Origin of the sequence: Neisseria sicca (genome assembly GCF_017753665.1) — a bacterium.
Lineage (GTDB): Bacteria > Pseudomonadota > Gammaproteobacteria > Burkholderiales > Neisseriaceae > Neisseria > Neisseria flava.
The window spans coordinates 1642285-1664459 of the sequence record NZ_CP072524.1; the positions used below are offsets into that span (position 1 = coordinate 1642285).

The following is a 22175-nucleotide window of genomic DNA, read 5'->3' on the forward strand; positions in this document are numbered from 1 at the left end:
GATGAAGAGGATTTGCTCATAGCGGTTTGATTCTATAAGGAATACAAAGACTGTCAGAATTCGGAAGAACCCAAACATTGGAAACGGCGCGGACAGGTGGATATGATGGAGTAAAAAGCCCAGAGCCGCCATTTGAAAAAACTTATTGCCTCAAAAGCGGCAGCTACCATCGCACAAGGTCGTCTGAAAACAACCCAGCCCAGAAGAGCAGGAGTTTTCAGACGACCTCATATTCACGTTCGCCGCAAAAGCGGGCAAACAATACAAATCCGGCAGAAATCAATGCAGACCTTGGATAAAGTTGGCAACTGAATTCAACTCTTCTTCGGTCATGCGTTTGGCGATGTCTTCCATAATCGCATTTTTGCGTTGTCCGGATTTATACGCCTTCATTTGATCGACCACATAAGACATATGTTGGCCGCCTAAGCGCGGATAAGCGACGATTTCAGTGCCGCCGCCCGGAATACCTGCGCCGCTGGGACCGTGGCAGGACATACAGGCAGGAACTTTTTTATCCACCAAACCGCCTCGGTAAATTTTGCCGCCCAAAACAGGATCATTTTGTTTCGGGTTTGCCTCGCCGGATTTGGCCTGTTGCTTGGCATAGAATGCAGATACATTGAGGATGTCTTGTTCGGACAGGTTCATCACCATAGGTTTCATCACAGCGGCGGAACCGTTTGTACGTTTGCCTTCTTTAATGTCCAAGGTTTGACGGTAGATATAGGCACTGTGTTGCGCGGCGAGCTTTGGATACATGGCGATGCCGCTGTTGCCGTCCGCCGCATGACATGCCGCACAAATGGTAGTAGCCACTTCTTTGCCTTTTGCAATATCCGCTTTCGGGGCAGCGACAGCCGCGCCGGCAGCCAAAACCAAGGCCGCTAAAGTCAATCGTTTCATGGAGTGCTCCTGATTACAGCATTGCATACCGCGACAATGCCTTTTTTATACTCAAAACGCCGGATAAATTTTACCCGATAAAAACCGATAATTCTATAAACGTGCTATTCTATACTAGATTTACATTAAATTACTACCATGTTTCGCAACATGGACACGGCAAATTCTGCCACTCCGTCTCAGGGAACAAGGAAATACGGATGAACCTCTTTCAGAACGCCAAATTCTTCACTACCGTCAACCATCTCAAAGACCTGCCCGACACACCTGCAGAAATCGCATTTGTCGGACGAAGCAACGCAGGCAAATCCAGCGCGATCAATACCCTGACCAACCATGTCCGGCTCGCCTACGTTTCCAAAACGCCGGGACGGACCCAACACATCAATTTCTTCGAATTGAGCAACGGCAGCTTCATGGTCGATTTGCCGGGTTACGGCTATGCACAAGTTCCCGAAGCCATCCGCACGCATTGGGTCAAACTCTTGGGCGACTACCTTCAACAACGGCGCCAGCTCATCGGCTTGGTGTTGATTATGGATGCGCGCCACCCATTGAAAGAGCTGGATTTGCGGATGCTGGACTTTTTCCACATCACCGGCCGCCCTGTGCATATTTTGTTGTCGAAAGCCGACAAGCTGTCGAAAAACGAGCAAATCAAAACTTTAGGCTCAGTCAAAAAATCGCTCAAACCCTATATGACCCGTCAACGCATCAGCGTACAACTATTTTCCAGCCTTAAAAAGCAAGGCATCGAAGAAGTCAACCAAGTCGTCGGAGCATGGTTTGCTACGCATCAAGAAGAAATGGACAACTTGAATATCGGAAATCCGGAAAATTCGGAGTCATTGTAATCGGTCGTAGTATAGTCTGCATTGACGGGACGCAAATCCGTACTGTTCCTGTTGTATTTAACACGAAAGGTCGTCTGAAAACGCTTGGTAGTGATTCAGACGACCTTTATCACTTCCCCAGCCTACCACCTGCCCGATGCTTACCTTGTTGAGGAAGATAGCAAAGCAAAGAGTGGCAACCCATTATAAAAAGGTCGTCTGAAAAGCCTTTAGCCTTTCAGACGACCTTTTATCTGCTGATAATCCTATTGCGCCTTAGTTTCAGTTACAAAGCCGATTTTACTGATACCGGCTTCACGCGCAGCTTCGAGCGCCTTATTGACGTATTCGTACTCGACTGCTTTATCAGCCGCAATTGCTACGATCGTATCCGCATTTTCCTGCTTCTCGGTTTTCAAACGTGAAATCACCGTATCAATATCGACTTTAGTCGCAGAATCACCACCGACATAGTAGCTGCCGTTGGCATCTATCGTCAGTCGCAGCGGATCTTTAGGCTGCTTCTCCTTCTGCTTTGCCGCTTTTTCCGAAGCGGTCGGCAATTCCAAAGGAATCGAGTGGGTCAATACAGGCATGGTGATCATGAAAACAATCAATAACACCAGCATCACATCGACCAAGGGCGTAACGTTAATGTCCGACATCGGCGCGTCATCGCCGGAATTCATTGAACCGAATGCCATAATTTAGTCCTTTTGATTCAGCAGACGGACGTGCAAATCGTGTGCAAAAGCGTCCATATCTTGAGAGAGGGTTTTCTTACCGCGATTGAGGAAGTTGTACGCCAAAACAGCAGGAATGGCGACAAACAAACCGGCAGCAGTGGATACCAGCGCCTCACCAATCGGACCGGCAACGGCGGCAATACTCATTTGCCCGCTTTGACCGATATTGATTAAAGCATGGTAAATTCCCCAAACCGTACCGAACAAGCCGATAAACGGAGCGGTTGCACCAATGGATGCCAAAGCAGTCATACCGTAGTCAAACTGGCGCATAGCTTGCTCCATGCTGTTTCGGATTTGAATGACGAGGTATTCATTCAAAGGCAGCTCGGTAGTAAGTGTTTTCGCATTGCTTTGACGATAGCTTTGGTAAGCGCGCAAAGATTCGTCCGCGACACGGCTCATTGGTGAATCAATGCTCTTCACTTTCTGTACCGCCTCTGGCAGCGTAAAAGCATTCAGCATTTGCGTTTTCACTTCAGCATTGGCACTTTTGGCTTTTTTCAGTTTGATAGTGCGCAGGATAATCAGACACCAAGTAACAATGCTCATCAACAGCATCAGTACGAATACACTGATCAGGACGAAATCGCCTGATTCAAACACTAATTTCAAATCCATAATTTTTCCAGATTAAAAATAAAATTAAAAATTTCTTTTTGTCAAAATACAGGTAATTCGCGTTCATTTACTGAAGTTGGAAATTAATTTTACCTCGGTATTCTGTCAAACGGTTTGTGGGGTATCGGCTGCCGGCGGCAGTAGCTGCCTTCCTTGCTGCATTATCTAAACGTTGGAATCCGCTACTTTTAGTTACGGTAACTTTTACAACCTTACCACCGGGTTGAACAAGAATAGATAAATGCACTATCCCTTCCTCTCCGTTTTCTAGAGAGAGAGGCGGATAAGCCGGAGTAGGGAGGAAACCTTTATCTACAATGGCAGGAGGACCGCCGCTTCCACCTCCACCCCCGGCGCCTCCGCCGCTACCGGTACCTGATCCATGTTCACCTTTGGCACCGCCGCTTCCTGATCCACTGCCTTCACCGCGTCCGCTGCCGGTACCTTTCGTACCGCCACCACTTCCTTTACCCTCACCGTGAAGAGCCTTACCTTCTCCACTGCCTTTTCCGTTTTCCGCAGTATTCGGACCGGTTTTAGTACCGGTGTATTCCGAGGCTTGAGGCGCAGGTTTGGATTCTGTTTTAGGTTCAGGCTTAGGCTCTGGGCGTGGCTCTGGTTTAGGCTCAGGTTTGGGTTCCGGCTTAGGTTCGGGCTTCGGTTTTTCAACCGGCTTCGGCTTCTCTTTAGGCTGCTGGATATCAGCATCCTCTTTTTTCGTCACCACCGGCTTGATGATAGGCTTTGGAGGCTCAACCGGCTTAGGTTTTGGCCTTGGCTTTGGTTGTTCAGGCTCAGGCGTCTTTTCCGGAGCTGCCGGTGCACCTTCGCCTTCAGGACTACCGTCCCCGCCACCATCACCACCCAAATCTGCCAAATCGACAAACTCAATATTCATCATTTCCGGCACAGGCGGCTTGTGTGCTTGCCATAACAACGCGACCAAACCCGCGTGGATTAAAACCACCGAGATGACGACTGCTGGAGTTAAAATTCGTTCTTTATTCATAATCGACGCATGATAATAGCAACAATTTTTGTTTGCAACCTATTTTTACATTTGTTTCTAAAATGAATATCCACCTGGGAATATTTCTTCGACTTAATATCATACGACATAATATTTTGATATTGCTATTCATTATCACAACAAAACAAAAGAAAAAGAGGACGCAATGCCTCATATTAGTTGCATTAGAATGCGGTTAACAGCAAAAGTTCAAAATTTATAATATAACGTACAGATAAAATAACAACAATGGAGTAACACCCCGTCAAACAAATGGCACAAACATTATTGCCATAGGGTTTATTCAGATTTATTTCCAGCCCCATCAACAAGAAACTGACAAGAACGGAAAAACAAACCTATTGCACTTACCTATTTATAGGTCGGCGGATTCGCATTTGAAGTGCAACTTTCCCTAACAGAAAAAGGCCAGTATGCGGTAGCATACGGCCTTTCCTGCAAGAAAGATTGCCATGAGCTACACACAACTGACCCAAGACGAACGATACCATATCCAATACCTGTCCCGCCACTGCACCGTCACAGAAATCGCCAAACAGCTTAACCGCCACAAAAGCACCATCAGCCGCGAAATCAGACGGCACCGCACCCAAGGGCAGCAATACAGTGCCGAAAAAGCACAGAAGCAGAGCCGGACTATCAAACAGCGTAAGCGAAAGCCCTATAAGCTTGATTCGCAGCTGATTCAACACATCGACACCCTTATCCGCCGCAAACTCAGTCCCGAACAAGTATGCGCCTACCTGCGCAAACATCACGGGATAACACTCCACCACAGCACCATTTACCGCTACCTCCGCCAAGACAAAAGCAACGGCGGCACCTTGTGGCAACACCTCAGAATATGCAGCAAACCCTACCGCAAACGCTACGGCAGCACATGGACCAGAGGCAAAGTGCCCAACCGCGTCGGCATAGAAAACCGACCCGCCATCGTCGACCAGAAAGCCCGCATCGGCGATTGGGAAGCCGACACCATCGTCGGCAAAGGACAGAAAAGCGCATTACTGACCTTGGTCGAACGCGTTACCCGCTACACCATCATCTGCAAATTGGACAGCCTCAAAGCCGAAGACACTGCTCTGGCAGCCATTAGGGTATTAAGGGCACATAAAGCCAGAGTCCACACCATCACCATGGACAACGGTAAAGAATTTTACCAACACACCAAAATAGCCAAAGCATTGAAAGCGGAGACTTATTTTTGCCGCCCCTACCATTCTTGGGAGAAAGGGCTGAATGAGAACACCAACGGACTCATCCGACAATATTTCCCCAAACAAACCGATTTCCGGAACATCAGTGATCGGGAGATACGCAGGGTTCAAGATGAGTTGAACCACCGGCCAAGAAAAACACTTGGCTACGAAACGCCAAGTGTTTTATTCTTGAATCTGTTCCAACCACTAGTACCATAGTGTTGCACTTGAAATCCGAATCCAAGGTCGTCTGAAAATAAAACTTACCTATACAAGCATATTACGATTACAAAAATACGCCTGATAATTTCCACTACCACCTAACCTACAGACCCTATCAAAACTTTCGCATACTCTATTTGACAGGTTAAATCATGCTGTTTTGCCGTTCACTTTTTCTGCAATGATTTCAATTTTCGGTTCATACAACAAATCATAAGTCGGCTTATTAAGCAAATCTTGCAAAGTGAATCCGTCCAAATGTGCAAAGAAAGCCTTAATCGCTCCGCCCAAAATACCGGCAAGACGGCAGGATGGCGTAATCAGGCATTCGTTGTTTTCCCCCATACATTCGACAATCTGCATAGGCTCAAGATGGCGCACGACTGCGCCAACGTTGATTTTGTCGGGAGTATCGGCAAGACGCAGTCCGCCCCCTTTCCCTCTTGTACTGGTTAGAAATCCGCCTTTGACAAGCGCGGTAACGACTTTCATCAGATGACTTTTGGAAATGTTATAGGCTTCGGCAATGGTTCCGATATTGACTAACGAATCGTCGTTTACGGCCGCATAAATCAATACCCGCAGACCATAATCCGTATGTTGCGTCAGATACATGGTTTTCTCTGTTTGAATATATTATTTTTTTAGGACGGCGGCAGTGTATCCTGCGGAGAACTGTCGCCGTTATGTGTTTGACTTTATATATGATTAAGTTTCATAATATCCGAAACATTTAAATTAATCCAGTGCAGTTTGATAATTTATTATCATTATAATCAAATATTATGAAGCCGTTAAAACGCCATCCAGCACTTATCGAACTTTCCCGCGAACACCATCACGCCCTTTCTCTCTGTGTCCGCCTTCTGCGTACGCCTGCTAAAAGCCACCAGACTGAGTTGGAATCCCATTTCCTTGAATTAGAACCGCATTTTGCTGAAGAGGAAACCATGTTTGCTCCATATTGGCAAAATATCCCTGTTGCGATGCGTGAGCGTTTCGAGGCTGAACACGCTAAATTGCGCGGCATGATGGCAAATCCTGAATATCTTAATGAAGCATGGAACAAAGACTTTGCCGTTACCCTGCGCGACCATGCGCGCTTTGAAGAACGCGAACTGTTTCCCGCAGTCGAACCGTTCCTGCCTCCGCCTGAAGGAATCTGACAAGAAGGTCGTCTGAAAATCCTAAAAGACCTTTTCAGACGACCCTTTCCTATCCATTCAAATCTAAAATTAAACCATTCCAAAAAACAAACCAAGGAACTACCATGACCGCCTTTTTCAAACACCCTGTTTGGGCAATGGCATTCCGCCCGTTCTACTCACTGGCGGCACTATACGGCGCACTCTCCATCCTGCTTTGGGGCTTCGGCTATACGGGTACGCCCGAGTTGTCCAATTTTTATTGGCACGCCCATGAGATGATCTGGGGCTATGCCGGACTCGTCGTCATTGCCTTTCTGTTGACTGCCGTTGCCACTTGGACGGGGCAGCCGCCCACGCGCGGCGGCGTTTTGGCAGGATTGACCGCTTTTTGGTTGGCGGCAAGGATTGCCGTTTTCATTCCGGGTTGGGGCGAAACCGCGAGCGGCATACTCGGCACTTTGTTTTTCTGGTACGGCGCGGTTTGCATGGCATTGCCTGTTATCCGGTCTAAAAACAAACGAAACTACGTCGCCGTATTCGCCATCTTCGTTTTAGGCGGAACGCACGCCGCATTCCACTTCCAACTGCATGCCGGAAACGCAGCCGCACTTCTCAGCGGGCTGCAATCCGGTTTGATTATGGTTGCAGGCTTTATCGGTCTGATCGGCATGCGGATCATTTCCTTCTTTACCTCCAAACGCTTGAACGTTCCGCAAATCCCCAGTCCGACATGGGTGGCGCACGCATCCCTTTGGTTGCCTATGTTGACTGCCATGCTGATGGCGCATCAAGCTCTGCCTTGGCTCTCATCTGCTTTTGCCTTCGCAGCGGGCGTGATTTTTACAGTGCAGGTTTACCGCTGGTGGTATAAAGCTGTTTTGAAAGAGCCAATGCTGTGGATTTTATTCGCAGGCTATTTGTTCACAGGCTTGGGACTGATTGCCGTCGGGGCTTCTTACTTTCACGCCTCGTTCCTTAATCTCGGCGTGCACCTTATCGGCGTTGGTGGTATCGGCGTCCTGACCTTGGGTATGATGGCGCGCACCGCGCTCGGGCATACCGGCAACTCTATCTACCCGCCGCCTAAGTCCGTCCCCATTGCCTTTTGGTTGATGATTGCTTCCACGGTTATCCGTATGGTGGCGATTTTCGTCAGTGGTACCGGCTATGTCCACAGCATCCGTACTTCCGCAGTCTTGTTTGCCCTGTCCTTGCTGCTTTACGCATGGAAATACATCCCTTGGCTCATCCGTCCGCGTGCGGATGGCAAACCGGGTTAATCGAATCAAGCATATCAAACGAAAGGTCGTCTGAAACCTGTTTCCAAGTTTTCAGACGTCCTTTCGTTTGATCAATCAGGCTCCCGTGTCGAATACATCTCGACAAACTGTATTCGATAGCAGCATAAAAATAAGCTTGGCCTGACGACCAATGTTGCGTCGCAATATTTATCAGGAAATTTAGCGTGGACTTTATCCGCGCAAAAGCCCCAGTTTACTGCTCGCTCAAAATTCAATTAATAACTAAAAGAGCCACGCAAAAGAAAAAGGAAAGGTCGTCTGAAAACCTGTTTCCAAGTTTTCAGACGACCTTTCTATCGGATGCGACGTTTAACTAACCAATCAGAAAAACAGCTCGCGCCAGCTGATACGTTGCAAACCACAGATACGACCCTCAACTGCCAGAGACTCACCCTTATTTAACAGTAGGCTGCGAGTCGCTTTATTGGAGAAGCATTTGTTGTTTGGTGCACTCGACGTAACAGAAAGCTCTTTATCCGTACCCGTACCTCCTGAATCCCCATCTGCAGTCACGGGGGAATCATCCAATTTGCTCGGATTGAGGAAGGTAAAGCTGATAACCCCATCCCGAGTCAAACCATTGGCGTATTGCATACCGAAGCCGTCCAATTTTCGGATAACATTATCAGGTGTAAAGCGTGCGTTGCGTGCGTTCAATGCACCTCCATTATCAGCATTCACACCAATGAACGAAGTTTTTGCCACAGTTTTTACACTTGTACTGGTTGGCAAACAAACATCGGCACCAGCAGATTTTTCTTCTGTAACAGAATCATAACGACGCACAGTCACAACAGCAGTACGCAAGATCATAGTCGGTTTGACGTTTACCCGTTCACCATCACGCAAATCGATTTTCCAACCTTTTTGGGTTTTGGCAACCTGCTTGTTAGTTAGATAAATATAACCTTCTTTTCCCTTTTCTTCAGGACGAAACTCTTGTTGTTGCAAATCACTTTCGGAAGCAGCGGTTACGGTCTGATTCGGTGTCAAATCTTCATAAATACCGTAAATAGACTGCTTGTCTTTATTGGTCAGATCATTTTGATAAATCTCACTGCCCGTACCGAAAATCACGACATATTCGTTTGCTCTGCGGCGGGAAACGGCGGGCGCGGAGGTAATCGGTTTGCTGGGCGAACCCGTAAAGATTTTAACAGCCTTCCAGTTGTCTGGTTTTTCGCCGCGCAGGTCGAAACGATACATATTGCCGCCACGGTCGCCCGCATAGGCAACATCAATTACACCGTCAAAATCGGTGTCCACAAGGGTCGGCGTGGACAGACCGCCTACACCGCCTTCGACTTCGATTTTTTTCAACAATTCGCCCGGTGCTTTACCTGTACCGCTACCGCGTTTATCGCCCGTACCTACTTCCTTGCCTAACATTTCATATATGTATAATGCAGTTTCGTTTTTCGCATCGGTTTTATCTTCAACACGATAACCGCTGGCAAGAAAACCCGCATAGCGAATGTTTTCTTTTGTATCTACACGCCCGTTATCAGCAGGTCTGTTAACTGAGACGCGTCCGATTTGCGGCGTACCGATGGTATAGCCCAATGTGTTTTTCTCACCTTTAATGGTTTCAAACAATGGAACTGTTTTATTCCATTCGGTATCGGCGACATCCAAACCTGTTTTGGTAGCTTTATCTACATTACCGCCGATATTCAGGGCATACGCACCACGACCACCTTGCCCCATCGCACCGAACATAAATACGCGCTGAGTATCATTTTCCGGAGTCTGACGCAAGGTAAATCCGCCGTTAATCATATATTCATGATTGGTAATAGACGATGTATAGCTGTCTTTGGCAATATTTTTCAAAACCTTTGCCAAAGTAACTGTTTTCACATTATTGCCGTCTGAGACATCCCGCTCCATTGTCGAAGGAATGTAACTGACTTTCAGCTCATACGGATGATTTGCATCTGACGAGGTTTGGAACAAATGCACCATGCCGTCATTCGCAGCCGCAACCATATATTTCTGACGCTCGATAGTATCGCTGCCAACTTTATATTTGGTCTTATTACCGACAGCAGCAACCGAACCGTCCAAAATATCGCCTAAATCGCGCTGATCACCTTCCCGAATACGGTAAACCTGACTGTACGGTGTGTTTTTCGACTTATCTTGTATTAACTTATCATCACCAACACGACCCGTCCAATTCAGCAAATCGCTCCACTCACCCGAATTTTTACCATTAGCTGCATCTGCAATATCAAAATAGGCATTGTTTAAAGTATTATTGGGAATATTATTAATGAAATAAGTACCGGAATCCGTATTAATCAGGGTTTTACGGTTTGCAAACGACGGGTACTGTTTCAACTCTTCACTGCGGCGACCATCCTTCCCTAATCTTTGGAAAATAATCTGGCTGCTCCAAGAGTTCGTTTTCAAACCGATAACTGCCGACATCCCAGGCAGGCTGCTGCTGGTCGTTGCAGGCGCAGTCGCACCTACATCGTCATAACCTACATTTTTCGTGTCAGATTTAATCTGTTCTACAATGTCGTTAAATGCCTTCAACAAATTTTCAGGTTTATCTGCTTCGTAATAATACTCGGGGCGACTGGCAGCCAGCTGTAAATACCTCTTTCCTGAATCCGTAATACCTTGCCCGAAACCTACGGTAAAAGTCTGCACCAATTGTTTGCTGTAATCGACTGGATCTTTAGGATCGCCGTTCCAGCTTTTACCTGCAGCATCCGTTCCTTCGGTTTTAAAATCCTTCTCTGTAAGTTTTTTACTGAAGAAAGCTAAGCCATCATCTCTATCCCAAGAGGTATCGTACGCACCTCCTGATTGATATTGACAAACACCATGAGCCCTAGACCCAAAATAATTAAAAGCATTTAAATACAATGGATTACTTAAATCCATATTCTTGCCATAATATCTCGAATAACGAGAATAACCATATCCAAAATCAGGTCTAGCCCAAGTCCTTCCCTGATTATCCCGCTGACAGCTCAAGTTTGCATCACCATCTGACATCAAAACCACATATGATTTCTGACAACGGTATTTCACATTTGGCATAACAATTTGACTAACCAACTCGAAATAACGTGAAGTAGTCGGCGTACCGCCATCAGGATTAATTTTTCTCACCCTATTTGCAATCTCAGTTGCAGGAATAGAAAATCCTTCCCTATCCGTAGTATCTGCTCGTCCTGAGTTATTCAACGTTTGCAACGCCCAATTAAACTCTCCACCATGCTTACTTAACACTTGGCTCAAAGCATCTTTTGCAACTGTCATTCGTGATGCATGAGATATATTGCCATTCTCTACTGAAATACGTTTGCCGTTGATAGAGCTCCACGCCATACTACCTGAATCATCAATAAACAGCATAATATTATGCTTAACTTCAGGCTGTTTATCGATTTTGGTTTCATTTTGCAGATACAGCGGGACTTTGGCGAACTCGCTTGTCGCGGCATTTGCCGCCCCGTTCATCAGGGCGAGCGCGGAGGCGATGCTGTAAATCATCGGACGGATGGAGCCGGGGCAACGTGAAGATTTGTTTTTCATAATGCGTTCTTTTTTCATAAAATCGTCGGTTGACGGATGATGACGTTGTTTTTATTTTCTCGGAATGTGATTCTAACATTTACAATGTCATTTATGTGCAGTTCCGAATATTTTTTTGCCTGATACAGGGGACAAATGGTGAAAATGAAACAGACCGCATGATTATTAAGGTAGAAACTATCTTAGGATACAACTTGAACGATGCGGCTTTTTGACGTAGAATGCATTGCTTCTACGGCATAGGCAGCTATGCCTGAAAAAGCACGTTACGCAGCAAAATCAAGGCTGCGGGGCGTGTTTTTTTTTAGCCGATATTTTCTCAGGCGGTCTTTTTTGTAAACAATTTTCAGACGACCCCTGCCCGTTTCTGCAAACCGACCATCATCAGGCAAACAGGATTCCATCATGACCACTCCGGCTCTTCTCGTTCTCGCTGACGGCAGCGTATTTCACGGCACATCAATCGGTTACGAAGGTTCGACTTCCGGCGAAGTCGTGTTCAACACTTCCATGACCGGCTATCAGGAAATCCTGACCGACCCGTCCTACTGCAAACAAATCGTTACCCTCACCTATCCACACATCGGCAACACCGGCACCAACGCCGAAGATGAAGAAAGCCGCTGCGTTTACGCCGCCGGTTTGATTATCCGCGACCTGCCGCTGCTGCACAGCAACTTCCGCGCATCCGAAAGCCTGCACGACTATTTGGTACGCAACAAAACCGTCGCCATCGCCGATATCGATACCCGCCGCCTGACTACCCTGTTGCGTGAAAAAGGCTCGCAAGGCGGTGCGATCATGACCGGTGCGGATGCCACCGTTGAAAAAGCACAAGAACTGATTGCCGCATTCGGCAGCATGGTCGGCAAAGATTTGGCAAAAGAAGTTTCCTGCACAGAAGCCTACGAATGGACCGAAGGCGAATGGGCGCTGGGCAAAGGTTTCGTTACTCCTACCGAACAGCCTTACCATGTCGTCGCCTACGATTTCGGTGTCAAAACCAACATCCTGCGCATGCTCGCCTCACGCGGCTGCCGCTTGACCGTCGTTCCGGCGCAAACCAGCGCGGAAGAAGTATTGGCACTCAATCCTGACGGCGTATTCCTGTCCAACGGCCCCGGCGACCCCGAACCTTGCGACTACGCCATCAAAGCCGTACAAAAACTGATGGAAAGCGGCAAACCGATTTTCGGCATTTGTTTGGGACACCAGCTGATCAGCCTCGCCATCGGTGCGAAAACCCTGAAAATGCGCTTCAGCCATCACGGTGCCAACCACCCTGTACAAGATTTGGACAGCGGCAAAGTCGTTATCACCAGCCAAAACCACGGTTTCGCCGTCGATGCCGACACTTTGCCCGCCAACGCACGCATTACCCACAAATCCTTGTTTGACAATACCTTGCAAGGCATCGAACTGACAGACAAACCTGTATTCTGCTTCCAAGGCCACCCCGAAGCCAGCCCGGGCCCGCAAGACGTCGGCTATCTATTCGACAAATTCATTGACAATATCAAAGCAGCAAAACAATAAAGCTGATTTTTTCAGACGGCCACACTCAACTCGACAACAGGCCGTCTGAAAACCAAACTTCAAAAATATAAATTCAGCCCCCTCTCAACATCTGTACAGCCTGAAAACCCAATCGTCTAATCAGAAAGGAAAACCAATGACTGAAAAACAAATGCACATTCTTTCCGTCACCGCCACCCTGGCCGGCGTCGGTATGTACGTTTCTTATATCCCGCAAATCCAAAACAACCTTGCCGGCAACCCCGGCTCGCCGTTGCAACCCCTCGTCGCCGCCATCAACTGCACATTATGGTTTGCCTACGGCTTTTTGAAAGAAAAACGCGACTACCCCATCATACTGGCAAACGCCCCAGGCATTATTTTGGGTTTGATTACATTTATCACTAGTTTTTAAGGAAGTTTTCAGACGGCCTGTGCAAATCAACATCTGTACAGCCTGAAAACCCAATCGTCTAATCAGAAAGGAAAACCAATGACTGAAAAACAAATGCACATTCTTTCCGTCACCGCCACCCTGGCCGGCGTCGGTATGTACGTTTCTTATATCCCGCAAATCCAAAACAACCTTGCCGGCAACCCCGGCTCGCCGTTGCAACCCCTCGTCGCCGCCATCAACTGCACATTATGGTTTGCCTACGGCTTTTTGAAAGAAAAACGCGACTACCCCATCATACTGGCAAACGCCCCAGGCATTATTTTGGGTTTGATTACATTTATCACTAGTTTTTAAGGAAGTTTTCAGACGGCCTGTGCAAAATAAAAACGCAAAAGGTCGTCTGAAAAAAGATTGTCTTGCCGCAACATTTAATTCAATCAGCAACCCCATCCCCTCTCCCGTGGGAGAGGGCTAGGGAGAGGGCAGCAAGCCGCAAGGCTTGCACAAACAGCAACCCGACAACAAAAATGAACCCGCCCGAAAAACTATTGACCGCCGACAACCCCGCCCTGCATCAACGCGCCAAAGCCATGCGTCAAGAAATGAGTGAGGCGGAAGCGAAATTGTGGCAGCACCTGCGGGCAGGCCGTCTGAACGGCTATAAATTCCGCCGCCAGCAGCCGATGGGAAACTATATTGTTGATTTTATGTGCATAACGCCCAAGCTGATTATTGAAGCAGACGGCGGGCAACATACAGAACAAGCCGCATACGACCACGCGCGGACGGCATATCTCAACAGCCTGGGCTTTACCGTGCTGCGTTTTTGGAACCACGAAATTTTGCAGCAAACAAACGATGTACTGGCGGAAATCCTGCGCGTGTTGCAAGAATTGGAAAAGCAGCCTGCACGGTAGCAGATAGCTGATTTTGATTGGATTTTTGAAAATTATAGGGTGCAAGCCGACTGAATTGAGCATTTATAAAGGTCGTCTGAAAAGTAAAAAGCAGCCTACACAACCTGTTTTCCTTGCAGAACCCTTAACCCCAACAACTGCCCCATCCTCTCTCCCCGCGTGAGATAGTTAGAGAGAGGGCGACAAGCCGCAAGGCTTGCGTTTGGGCGGTTAGGGTGTTGGGAAAGATTGTTGAGATTTGAGAGAATACCCTCTCCCCAACCCTCCCCCACGGGGGAGGGGGAAGGCTACAGCAGATTCAGGCGTTGTAGGTCTTCTGAAAAAGAATACCCGAAACCTCAACGGCAGGAATTTTTCAGGTAGCCTTTATCGCAAGGCAGATGGAACAAACGCCGCAAGCGTTTTTTCAGACGACCTTTGAACCCATCGGCAGGGCGTGTACCGCAAGGCACGCACGCGGTGGGTTGGGATTGCAGCTCCCTTAATCCCAACAGCCACCCCGTCCTCTCTCCCGTGGGAGAGAGTTAGAGAGAGGGCAACAAGCCGTAAGGCTTGTATTTGGGGCGGTTAGGGTGTTTGGGAAAGATTGTCACGATTTGGAAGAATGCCCTCTCCCCAGCCCTCCCCCACGGGGGGAGGGGGAAGGTTGCAGCAGATTCAGGCGTTGCAGGTCGTCTGAAAAAGAATGCCCGAAACATCAACGGCAGGAATTTTTCAGGTAGCCTTTATCGCAAGGCAGGTGGAACAAACGCCGCAAGCGTTTTTTCAGACGGTCTTTGAACCCATCGGTAGCGTGTGTGCCGCAAGGCACACACGCGGTGGGTTGGGGTTGCAGGGAAAATGGAGAACGCGTGCGTGCGTACCGCACACACCCTACATTCGAGCTACGGCTTGTTCAAAGATAGGTTGGGTTGGTAAACCCAACGTTTTTAGATAATTAAGCGGTTTGTGTTGGATTTTTACCCCAATCTACGCTTAACTTGTTATTTCAATTTAATTTTGGAGATGAAAATGAATACAAAAGATATATTAACTTTAGTTTTGGGTGGATTAGGCTTTATTTTGGGTTGCTGGAATGCTTGGGTAAATTTCAAAAAAGAACGGCGAGAAAAAGAAAAGGCTGAACAGGACAACCGTAATAAAGAATATGAACATGATATTTCAATATTGAAAAACACACTTCATGGTTATGAAAATTTTGTTAGAACTTTTGTTGCGATGCTACAAGAGGGGAAGAAAAAAAAATACCCATCCAAATGAATTATATAAAGAATCAAGAACTATTCATTTGGCAACTATTGATTATCAAGATTGGAAATTTGATGATATGAAAAATAGTTTAAAAAATAGAAACAATAAAGAAATAGAAAATATTTTAGATGAGATTGAAAAGATTCGTAAATCCTTACTCGAGGAAAGATCTGAATTTAAAAAACAATCTCAAATTCAAGATGAATATATTAAAACATTTCAAAACATACAATCAAAAATCAATTCGCTAACAAATCAATATATTGCTAAATATTAATTTTTTGAAAGACCCACCCATGCCCAAACGTACCGACCTAAAATCCATCCTTATCATCGGCGCCGGCCCTATCGTTATCGGTCAGGCCTGCGAATTTGACTATTCGGGCGCACAGGCCTGTAAGGCTTTGCGCGAAGAAGGCTATAAAGTCATTCTGGTGAATTCCAACCCCGCAACGATTATGACCGACCCTGAAATGGCTGATGTTACCTACATCGAGCCGATTATGTGGCAGACGGTGGAGAAGATTATCGCCAAGGAGCGGCCCGATGCGATTCTGCCCACGATGGGCGGTCAGACCGCGCTGAACTGTGCGCTGGATTTGGCGCGCAACGGCGTGTTGGCAAAATACAATGTCGAGCTGATCGGCGCGACGGAAGACGCGATCGACAAGGCGGAAGACCGCGGCCGCTTTAAAGAAGCGATGGAAAAAATCGGCCTTTCCTGCCCGAAATCCTTTGTCTGCCACACGATGAACGAAGCCTTGGCAGCGCAAGAACAGGTCGGCTTTCCGACGCTGATTCGTCCGTCTTTCACGATGGGCGGTTCGGGCGGCGGCATTGCCTACAATAAAGACGAGTTTTTGGCGATTTGCGAACGCGGTTTCGATGCGTCGCCCACGCATGAACTGTTGATTGAGCAGTCCGTTCTCGGCTGGAAAGAGTACGAGATGGAGGTGGTGCGCGATAAGGCGGACAACTGCATCATTATCTGCTCGATTGAAAACTTCGACCCGATGGGCGTGCATACGGGCGACTCGATTACGGTTGCGCCAGCGCAAACGCTGACGGACAAGGAATACCAAATCATGCGCAACGCAAGCTTGGCGGTATTGCGCGAAATCGGCGTGGACACGGGCGGCTCGAACGTGCAGTTTGCGGTGAACCCTGAAAACGGCGAGATGATTGTGATTGAGATGAACCCGCGCGTGAGCCGTTCGTCCGCGCTGGCTTCCAAAGCGACGGGCTTCCCGATTGCGAAGGTGGCGGCGAAGCTGGCGGTCGGCTTTACGCTGGACGAACTGCGCAACGACATCACCGGCGGCCGTACGCCCGCGTCGTTCGAGCCTTCCATCGACTATGTGGTCACCAAAATCCCGCGTTTTGCGTTTGAAAAATTCCCTGCCGCAGACGACCGCCTGACCACGCAGATGAAATCGGTGGGCGAAGTGATGGCGATGGGCCGCACCATTCAGGAAAGCTTCCAAAAAGCCCTGCGCGGCTTGGAAACAGGCTTGTGCGGCTTCAATCCGCGCAGCGAAGACAAAGCGGAAATCCGCCGCGAACTGGCGAACCCCGGCCCCGAGCGTATGCTGTTTGTGGCAGACGCGTTCCGCGCGGGCTTCACGCTGGAAGAAATCCACGAAATCTGTGCCATCGACCCTTGGTTCTTGGCACAAATCGAAGACTTGGTGAAAGAAGAGCAGCAGGTAAGTGCAGGCTGCCTGCAAGATTTGGATTTTGCCGCCTTACGTCGTCTGAAACGCAAAGGCTTCTCCGACAAACGCATCGCGCAGCTTTTGGGCGTAAAAGAAAAAGAAGTGCGCGAACACCGCTACGCGCTGAAGCTGCATCCCGTCTATAAACGCGTCGATACCTGCGCTGCCGAGTTCGCCACCGAAACCGCCTACCTCTACTCTACTTACGAAGAAGAATGCGAAGCGCGTCCTTCCGACCGTAAAAAAGTGATGATTCTCGGCGGCGGCCCGAACCGCATCGGTCAGGGCATCGAGTTTGACTACTGCTGCGTTCACGCCGCGCTCGCCCTGCGCGAATCGGGCTTTGAAACGATTATGGTCAACTGCAACCCCGAAACCGTGTCCACCGACTTCGACACCAGCGACCGCCTGTATTTCGAGCCGCTGACGCTGGAAGACGTGTTGGAAATCGTCCGCACCGAAAACCCGTGGGGCGTGATTGTGCATTACGGCGGCCAAACCCCGCTCAAACTCGCCAACGCATTGGTTGAAAACGGCGTGAACATCATCGGTACATCCGCCGACAGCATCGACGCTGCCGAAGACCGCGAACGCTTCCAAAAAGTGTTGAACGACTTAGGCCTGCGCCAACCGCCCAACCGCATCGCCCACAACGAAGAAGAAGCGCTCGTCAAAGCCGAAGAAATCGGCTATCCGCTGGTCGTGCGCCCGTCTTACGTCCTCGGCGGCCGCGCCATGCAGGTCGTCCACTCCGCCGAAGAGCTGCAAAAATACATGCGCGAAGCCGTGCAGGTATCCGAAGACAGCCCCGTGTTGCTCGATTTCTTCCTGAACAACGCGATTGAAGTCGATGTGGACTGCGTTTCAGACGGCAAAGACGTCGTTATCGGCGGCATCATGCAACACGTCGAACAGGCGGGCATCCACTCCGGCGACTCCGGCTGCTCGCTACCGCCCTACTCGCTCAGCGAAGAAATCCAAGACGAAATCCGCCGCCAAACCAAAGCCATGGCCTACGCGCTGGGCGTGGTCGGCCTGATGAACGTACAGTTTGCCGTGCAGGACGGCGTGGTGTTCGTGTTGGAAGTGAACCCGCGCGCCAGCCGTACCGTGCCCTTCGTCTCCAAAGCCACCGGCGTGCCGCTCGCCAAAGTCGGCGCGCGCTGCATGGCAGGCATTTCCCTGCAAGAGCAAGGCGTGGAAAAAGAAGTCGTCCCCGATTTCTATGCCGTTAAAGAAGCCGTGTTCCCCTTCATCAAATTCCCCGGCGTGGACACCATCCTCGGCCCCGAAATGCGCTCTACCGGCGAAGTGATGGGCGTGGGCGCAAGCTTCGGCGAAGCCTACTACAAAGCCCAACTCGGCGCAGGCGAACGCCTGAATCCGACCGGCAAAATCTTCCTCGCCGTGCGCGACGAAGACAAACCGCTCATCGTCAAAACCGCGCAAAACTTCCAAGCCCTCGGCTACGGCGTCTGCGCCACACGCGGCACCGCGGAATACCTGAAAGAACACGGCATCATCGTGCAAGCGGTGAACAAAGTGCAGGAAGGCCGCCCGCACATCGTGGACGCGATTAAAAACGGCGAAATCGCGCTGGTGGTCAACACCGTCAGCAGCTCGGCGCAGTCCATCGCCGACAGCCACAGCATCCGCCGCACCTCCCTCACCCAACGCGTGCCGCAATACACCACCATCGCCGGCGGCGAAGCCATGAGCGAAGGCGCAAAAAGCCGCGACCACCTGGGCGTGTACAGCGTGCAGGAGTTGCATGGACGGTTGAAAAACAGGGGCTGAATCTGAATCAGGTTTAGCTTGAACAAAAGGTCGTCTGAAAATAAGGCTTATCTTTCAGACGACCTTTTGCCATCCGCCTCCCAAACTGCTAAACTATTTACATTATTTTTTACTTGAGACATACGCACACATGAAAGACCCAGAGCAGAGCAGCATGACCGCCCGCCGTTTTTCGTGCGTATCGATATGAATCAGGCAGCTTGAGCGTTTCAGGCTGCCTTTTCGCGTTTGACACAAAGGAATACAAAAATCATGGATTTCAGTTGGTTGGCAGAGCCGCATACTTGGATAGGCTTTGCCACGCTTCTGGTACTCGAAGTCGTCTTAGGGATAGACAACCTCGTTTTCGTCGCCATTTTGGCGAACAAAGTCAAACCCGCCCAACGCGACCGCGCACGCATTACCGGTTTGGGGCTTGCGGTCGTTATCCGCATCATCATGCTCGGCTTCATGGCACACATCATGACCCTGACGCGCCCGCTGTTCAATATCAGCGGGTTGGACGTTTCCGGCAAAGACATGATTATGCTCGCGGGAGGTATCTTCCTGCTCTACAAAGCCACCACCGAGCTGCACGAACGCCTCGAAGGGCATAACCAGTTTGCCGTTGCCGACAGTCAGAAGAAACACGCGCGATTTTGGAGCGTGGTTGCCCAAATCCTGATTCTTGACGCGGTATTTTCCATCGATTCCGTCATCACTGCCGTCGCCATGGTCGATCACATCGTCGTCGCCATGGGCGCCGTTGCTGTTGCCATGACCGTCATGATTTCCGCCAGCAAACCCCTGACCGAGTTTGTGGACAGACATCCTACCGTCGTCATGCTCTGTTTGGGTTTCCTGTTGATGATCGGTTTCAGCCTTATTGCCGAAGCCTTCCATTTCCACATCCCGAAAGGCTACCTCTACGCCGCTATCGGCTTCTCCATCCTGATTGAAGTGTTTAACCAAGTTTCGCAACGCAACAGCCGCAAAAACGACTATATCAGCAGCTCGTGGCGCAAGCGCACCGCCGAGAACGTCTTGGGCATGATGGGCATACGCGAAAGCGTGCTTGCCAAAGCGGGCGACGAAGCAGAGGACGACGGGCATTTCGAAGAAAACGAAAAATCCATGATACGCAGCGTTCTCACGCTTGCCGAACGTCCCATCCTCGGCGTGATGATTCCCCGCCGCGACATTGAGCGTTTGGACATCTCCCAAAGCCGCGAAGAGCAACACGCCCAACTGCAAAACACCCCGTACAGCCGCCTGCTCGTCGTCGGTAAAGCCGGCGTGGACGAACCGTTGGGCTACATCAACAAAAAAGACCTGCTCGCCCAACTGCTCGAAACCGGCGAACTCAATATCCAAGCCGTCCTGCGCCAGCCGCTCGTCCTGCCGGACAGTACGACCGCATTGGGTGCGATTGAACTGTTCCGCCAAAGCAGCGCAGATTATGCTTTGGTGGTTGATGAATTCGGCGCAGTTTTGGGCATGGTCACCATGAAAGACCTGCTGGAAACCATCGCCGGTGAATTCCCCGAAGAGTTTGAACGCCAAGAAGAACCCGCCGTTCAAGAAAATGCCGATGAAAGCCTGACCGTGGACGGTTCGCTCGAATACGTCGAACTCGCGCCGCAACTCAACCTCCCGCCGCAGGAAGAAGATGCCGACTTCCACACTGTCGCCGGACTGATTATGGAAGAGCTGCAAAGCATTCCCGATGTCGGCGACTTTGCCGACTTCCACGGCTGGCGTTTCCAAGTCGTTGAAAAAGACGGTCAACGCATCGAGCGGGTACAGATCACCAAGCTGCCTGACGAAGGATAATCAAATTATCATTGTGAAATAAAAAGGTCGTCTGAAAACCTTAATTCAAGGTTTTCAGACGACCTTCTTTCATGCTTTCTAAATCAAACGCCTTTAAAACGCTTCGCCGACTTTCACGCCGCCGGCTGTGTCTTTAGGCGTAGCAAGTTGCGCGGTCATGGCTTGTGCGGCTTGGAAATCTGGGGTTTGCATCACGGCTTGGGCGGCTTCTTTGCCCAGTGTGTTCGCCATGTATTGCCAGCGGTTTGCCAAATCGGGATTGGCGGGGATTTGGAAGCCGTCGCGCAGTTCGTCGACGAGGTCGGGGCGGTTGCAGACGAGGACGATATCGCAGCCTGCCGTGAAAGAGGCGTTTGCGCGTTCTTTGATGCCGCCCGCTGCGCCTGCGCCTTCCATTGTGAGGTCGTCTGAAAAGATAACGCCTTTAAATCCAATATCTTGGCGCAGGATTTGTTTGAGCCATTTTTCAGAGAAACCAGCAGGTTTGCCATCAATTTGCGGATAAACGACGTGGGCAGGCATGACTGCCGCCATGCCTACGCTGCTTAAGGCGCGGAACGGAATCATGTCGGCGGCTTCGAGTTCGACAAGGCTGCGCGTGTCTTCGGGTTGCACCAAATGGCTGTCGCCTTCGACGAATCCGTGTCCGGGGAAATGTTTGCCGCAGGACTTCATGCCGCCCCGCTTCAGACCTTTTTGCAGGGCAAGGGCGAGTTGGGTTACGGTATCGGCGTTGCGGTGGAAGCTGCGGTTGCCGATGACGGGGCATGTTCCCCAATCGAGGTCGAGGACGGGCGTGAAGGAGAGGTCTATGCCGCAGGCGGTCAGTTCCGTTGCCAATACCCAGCCGACCTGCTCGGCTTTTTCTTTGGCGGCGGCTTCGCCTTCGGCATCCCAAATCTGCCCTAAGGTGTTCATGGCGGGCAGTCGGGTGAAGCCTTCGATGAAGCGTTGCACCCTGCCGCCTTCGTGATCGACGGCGATGATGAGTTCGGGCGTGCGCAATGCTTTGATTTCTTGAACCAGGGCTTTGAGCTGCTCAACGTTCTGAAAGTTGCGGCGGAACAGGATGACGCCGCCGATGGACGGGTCGAGCAGGCGTTGTTTTTCTTCTTCGGTCAGACAATAGGCGGCGACGTCTGCCATGACGGGACCGCGCGGGATGGAATGGGGAGCGTTCATTTTTGGGTTCCTTAAAATGTTTCAGACG

General features: G+C 49.7%; 21 protein-coding genes. 12 read left to right on the forward strand and 9 right to left on the reverse strand.

Annotated features, from left to right (window positions below; all coding sequences use genetic code 11):
* Positions 1-279: 279 nt before the first annotated feature.
* Complete coding sequence (locus J7445_RS07695) at positions 280-906, reverse strand: c-type cytochrome (RefSeq protein WP_209282908.1); 627 nt, start codon at positions 904-906, stop codon at positions 280-282.
* Between the two features lie 200 nt (positions 907-1106).
* Between J7445_RS07695 and yihA the strand changes: the two genes are divergently transcribed.
* The gene (yihA, locus tag J7445_RS07700) at positions 1107-1760 is read left to right on the forward strand and encodes a ribosome biogenesis GTP-binding protein YihA/YsxC (protein ID WP_003759508.1); all 654 of its coding nucleotides are present in this window, start codon (positions 1107-1109) and stop codon (positions 1758-1760) included.
* Positions 1761-2005: 245 nt separating this feature from the next.
* Here the strand turns inward: yihA and J7445_RS07705 are convergent, their stop codons facing one another.
* From J7445_RS07705 to J7445_RS07715, 3 genes are all read right to left on the reverse strand, one after another.
* Positions 2006-2443, reverse strand: coding sequence for an ExbD/TolR family protein (locus J7445_RS07705; protein ID WP_039406683.1), 438 nt, complete (start codon positions 2441-2443; stop codon positions 2006-2008).
* Positions 2444-2446: 3 nt separating this feature from the next.
* Positions 2447-3106, reverse strand: coding sequence for a MotA/TolQ/ExbB proton channel family protein (locus J7445_RS07710; RefSeq protein ID WP_019270441.1), 660 nt, complete (start codon positions 3104-3106; stop codon positions 2447-2449).
* Positions 3107-3173: 67 nt separating this feature from the next.
* Positions 3174-4115 carry a TonB family protein gene (locus tag J7445_RS07715; protein WP_070656154.1) on the reverse strand — a complete coding sequence of 314 codons (942 nt, stop codon included), beginning with the start codon at positions 4113-4115 and terminating at the stop codon, positions 3174-3176.
* Between the two features lie 473 nt (positions 4116-4588).
* On the opposite strand from J7445_RS07715, the gene J7445_RS07720 reads away from it, so the two are divergent.
* On the forward strand, positions 4589-5554 hold the full coding sequence (locus tag J7445_RS07720; RefSeq protein WP_209282909.1) for an IS30 family transposase: 966 nt from the start codon (positions 4589-4591) through the stop codon (positions 5552-5554).
* A 153-nt stretch (positions 5555-5707) separates the two neighbouring features.
* On the opposite strand, the gene J7445_RS07725 is transcribed toward J7445_RS07720, so the two are convergent.
* On the reverse strand, positions 5708-6172 hold the full coding sequence (locus tag J7445_RS07725; protein ID WP_003744407.1) for an RrF2 family transcriptional regulator: 465 nt from the start codon (positions 6170-6172) through the stop codon (positions 5708-5710).
* Positions 6173-6342: 170 nt separating this feature from the next.
* On the opposite strand from J7445_RS07725, the gene J7445_RS07730 reads away from it, so the two are divergent.
* The gene (locus J7445_RS07730) at positions 6343-6723 is read left to right on the forward strand and encodes a hemerythrin domain-containing protein (protein ID WP_209282910.1); all 381 of its coding nucleotides are present in this window, start codon (positions 6343-6345) and stop codon (positions 6721-6723) included.
* Positions 6724-6827: 104 nt separating this feature from the next.
* Positions 6828-7985, forward strand: a complete 1158-nt coding sequence (locus J7445_RS07735) for an NnrS family protein (RefSeq protein WP_209282911.1) — start codon at positions 6828-6830, stop codon at positions 7983-7985.
* 342 nt (positions 7986-8327) lie between these two features.
* Here the strand turns inward: J7445_RS07735 and pilC are convergent, their stop codons facing one another.
* Positions 8328-11579: a PilC family type IV pilus tip adhesin gene (pilC, locus tag J7445_RS07740; protein ID WP_209282912.1), complete on the reverse strand. Its 3252-nt coding sequence runs from the start codon at positions 11577-11579 to the stop codon at positions 8328-8330.
* A 387-nt stretch (positions 11580-11966) separates the two neighbouring features.
* Here pilC and carA point away from each other — a divergent pair, with 387 nt between their 5' ends.
* The 4 genes from carA to J7445_RS07760 all read left to right on the forward strand — a co-directional run bounded on the left by carA (position 11967) and on the right by J7445_RS07760 (position 14390).
* Entirely contained in the window at positions 11967-13097 is a 1131-nt protein-coding gene (gene carA / locus J7445_RS07745; RefSeq protein WP_209282913.1) for a glutamine-hydrolyzing carbamoyl-phosphate synthase small subunit, read from the forward strand.
* Between the two features lie 136 nt (positions 13098-13233).
* Complete coding sequence (locus J7445_RS07750) at positions 13234-13491, forward strand: SemiSWEET family transporter (RefSeq protein ID WP_049225703.1); 258 nt, start codon at positions 13234-13236, stop codon at positions 13489-13491.
* Between the two features lie 78 nt (positions 13492-13569).
* Complete coding sequence (locus J7445_RS07755; protein WP_049225703.1) at positions 13570-13827, forward strand: SemiSWEET family transporter; 258 nt, start codon at positions 13570-13572, stop codon at positions 13825-13827.
* A 173-nt stretch (positions 13828-14000) separates the two neighbouring features.
* Positions 14001-14390 carry an endonuclease domain-containing protein gene (locus J7445_RS07760; protein ID WP_209282914.1) on the forward strand — a complete coding sequence of 130 codons (390 nt, stop codon included), beginning with the start codon at positions 14001-14003 and terminating at the stop codon, positions 14388-14390.
* A gap of 338 nt (positions 14391-14728) precedes the next feature.
* Here the strand turns inward: J7445_RS07760 and J7445_RS07765 are convergent, their stop codons facing one another.
* Together J7445_RS07765 and J7445_RS07770 are read right to left on the reverse strand one after the other, a co-directional pair.
* The gene (locus J7445_RS07765) at positions 14729-14881 is read right to left on the reverse strand and encodes a hypothetical protein (RefSeq protein WP_209282915.1); all 153 of its coding nucleotides are present in this window, start codon (positions 14879-14881) and stop codon (positions 14729-14731) included.
* A 206-nt stretch (positions 14882-15087) separates the two neighbouring features.
* The gene (locus J7445_RS07770; RefSeq protein ID WP_209282916.1) at positions 15088-15258 is read right to left on the reverse strand and encodes a hypothetical protein; all 171 of its coding nucleotides are present in this window, start codon (positions 15256-15258) and stop codon (positions 15088-15090) included.
* A gap of 143 nt (positions 15259-15401) precedes the next feature.
* Between J7445_RS07770 and J7445_RS07775 the strand changes: the two genes are divergently transcribed.
* The 4 genes from J7445_RS07775 to J7445_RS07790 all read left to right on the forward strand — a co-directional run bounded on the left by J7445_RS07775 (position 15402) and on the right by J7445_RS07790 (position 20965).
* Complete coding sequence (locus J7445_RS07775) at positions 15402-15650, forward strand: AtpZ/AtpI family protein (protein WP_209282917.1); 249 nt, start codon at positions 15402-15404, stop codon at positions 15648-15650.
* A 28-nt stretch (positions 15651-15678) separates the two neighbouring features.
* Entirely contained in the window at positions 15679-15918 is a 240-nt protein-coding gene (locus J7445_RS07780; RefSeq protein WP_209282918.1) for a hypothetical protein, read from the forward strand.
* Between the two features lie 19 nt (positions 15919-15937).
* The gene (carB, locus tag J7445_RS07785) at positions 15938-19153 is read left to right on the forward strand and encodes a carbamoyl-phosphate synthase large subunit (RefSeq protein WP_107145519.1); all 3216 of its coding nucleotides are present in this window, start codon (positions 15938-15940) and stop codon (positions 19151-19153) included.
* A gap of 252 nt (positions 19154-19405) precedes the next feature.
* A complete protein-coding gene (locus J7445_RS07790; RefSeq protein ID WP_209282919.1) occupies positions 19406-20965 on the forward strand; it encodes a TerC family protein in 1560 nt (519 codons plus the stop codon).
* 93 nt (positions 20966-21058) lie between these two features.
* Here J7445_RS07790 and nagZ read toward each other — a convergent pair whose 3' ends face one another.
* A complete protein-coding gene (gene nagZ / locus J7445_RS07795; RefSeq protein ID WP_209282920.1) occupies positions 21059-22147 on the reverse strand; it encodes a beta-N-acetylhexosaminidase in 1089 nt (362 codons plus the stop codon).
* Positions 22148-22175 lie beyond the last annotated feature (28 nt).

What these genes read in the sequence shown, in the direction of transcription:
- J7445_RS07695 (WP_209282908.1), bottom strand. Translation starts at nt 906, where the DNA reads ATGAAACGATTGACTTTAGCGGCCTTGGTTTTGGCTGCCGGCGCGGCT.
- yihA (WP_003759508.1), top strand. Translation starts at nt 1,107, where the DNA reads ATGAACCTCTTTCAGAACGCCAAATTCTTCACTACCGTCAACCATCTC.
- J7445_RS07705 (WP_039406683.1), bottom strand. Translation starts at nt 2,443, where the DNA reads ATGGCATTCGGTTCAATGAATTCCGGCGATGACGCGCCGATGTCGGAC.
- J7445_RS07710 (WP_019270441.1), bottom strand. Translation starts at nt 3,106, where the DNA reads ATGGATTTGAAATTAGTGTTTGAATCAGGCGATTTCGTCCTGATCAGT.
- J7445_RS07715 (WP_070656154.1), bottom strand. Translation starts at nt 4,115, where the DNA reads ATGAATAAAGAACGAATTTTAACTCCAGCAGTCGTCATCTCGGTGGTT.
- J7445_RS07720 (WP_209282909.1), top strand. Translation starts at nt 4,589, where the DNA reads ATGAGCTACACACAACTGACCCAAGACGAACGATACCATATCCAATAC.
- J7445_RS07725 (WP_003744407.1), bottom strand. Translation starts at nt 6,172, where the DNA reads ATGTATCTGACGCAACATACGGATTATGGTCTGCGGGTATTGATTTAT.
- J7445_RS07730 (WP_209282910.1), top strand. Translation starts at nt 6,343, where the DNA reads ATGAAGCCGTTAAAACGCCATCCAGCACTTATCGAACTTTCCCGCGAA.
- J7445_RS07735 (WP_209282911.1), top strand. Translation starts at nt 6,828, where the DNA reads ATGACCGCCTTTTTCAAACACCCTGTTTGGGCAATGGCATTCCGCCCG.
- pilC (WP_209282912.1), bottom strand. Translation starts at nt 11,579, where the DNA reads ATGAAAAAAGAACGCATTATGAAAAACAAATCTTCACGTTGCCCCGGC.
- carA (WP_209282913.1), top strand. Translation starts at nt 11,967, where the DNA reads ATGACCACTCCGGCTCTTCTCGTTCTCGCTGACGGCAGCGTATTTCAC.
- J7445_RS07750 (WP_049225703.1), top strand. Translation starts at nt 13,234, where the DNA reads ATGACTGAAAAACAAATGCACATTCTTTCCGTCACCGCCACCCTGGCC.
- J7445_RS07755 (WP_049225703.1), top strand. Translation starts at nt 13,570, where the DNA reads ATGACTGAAAAACAAATGCACATTCTTTCCGTCACCGCCACCCTGGCC.
- J7445_RS07760 (WP_209282914.1), top strand. Translation starts at nt 14,001, where the DNA reads ATGAACCCGCCCGAAAAACTATTGACCGCCGACAACCCCGCCCTGCAT.
- J7445_RS07775 (WP_209282917.1), top strand. Translation starts at nt 15,402, where the DNA reads ATGAATACAAAAGATATATTAACTTTAGTTTTGGGTGGATTAGGCTTT.
- carB (WP_107145519.1), top strand. Translation starts at nt 15,938, where the DNA reads ATGCCCAAACGTACCGACCTAAAATCCATCCTTATCATCGGCGCCGGC.
- J7445_RS07790 (WP_209282919.1), top strand. Translation starts at nt 19,406, where the DNA reads ATGGATTTCAGTTGGTTGGCAGAGCCGCATACTTGGATAGGCTTTGCC.
- nagZ (WP_209282920.1), bottom strand. Translation starts at nt 22,147, where the DNA reads ATGAACGCTCCCCATTCCATCCCGCGCGGTCCCGTCATGGCAGACGTC.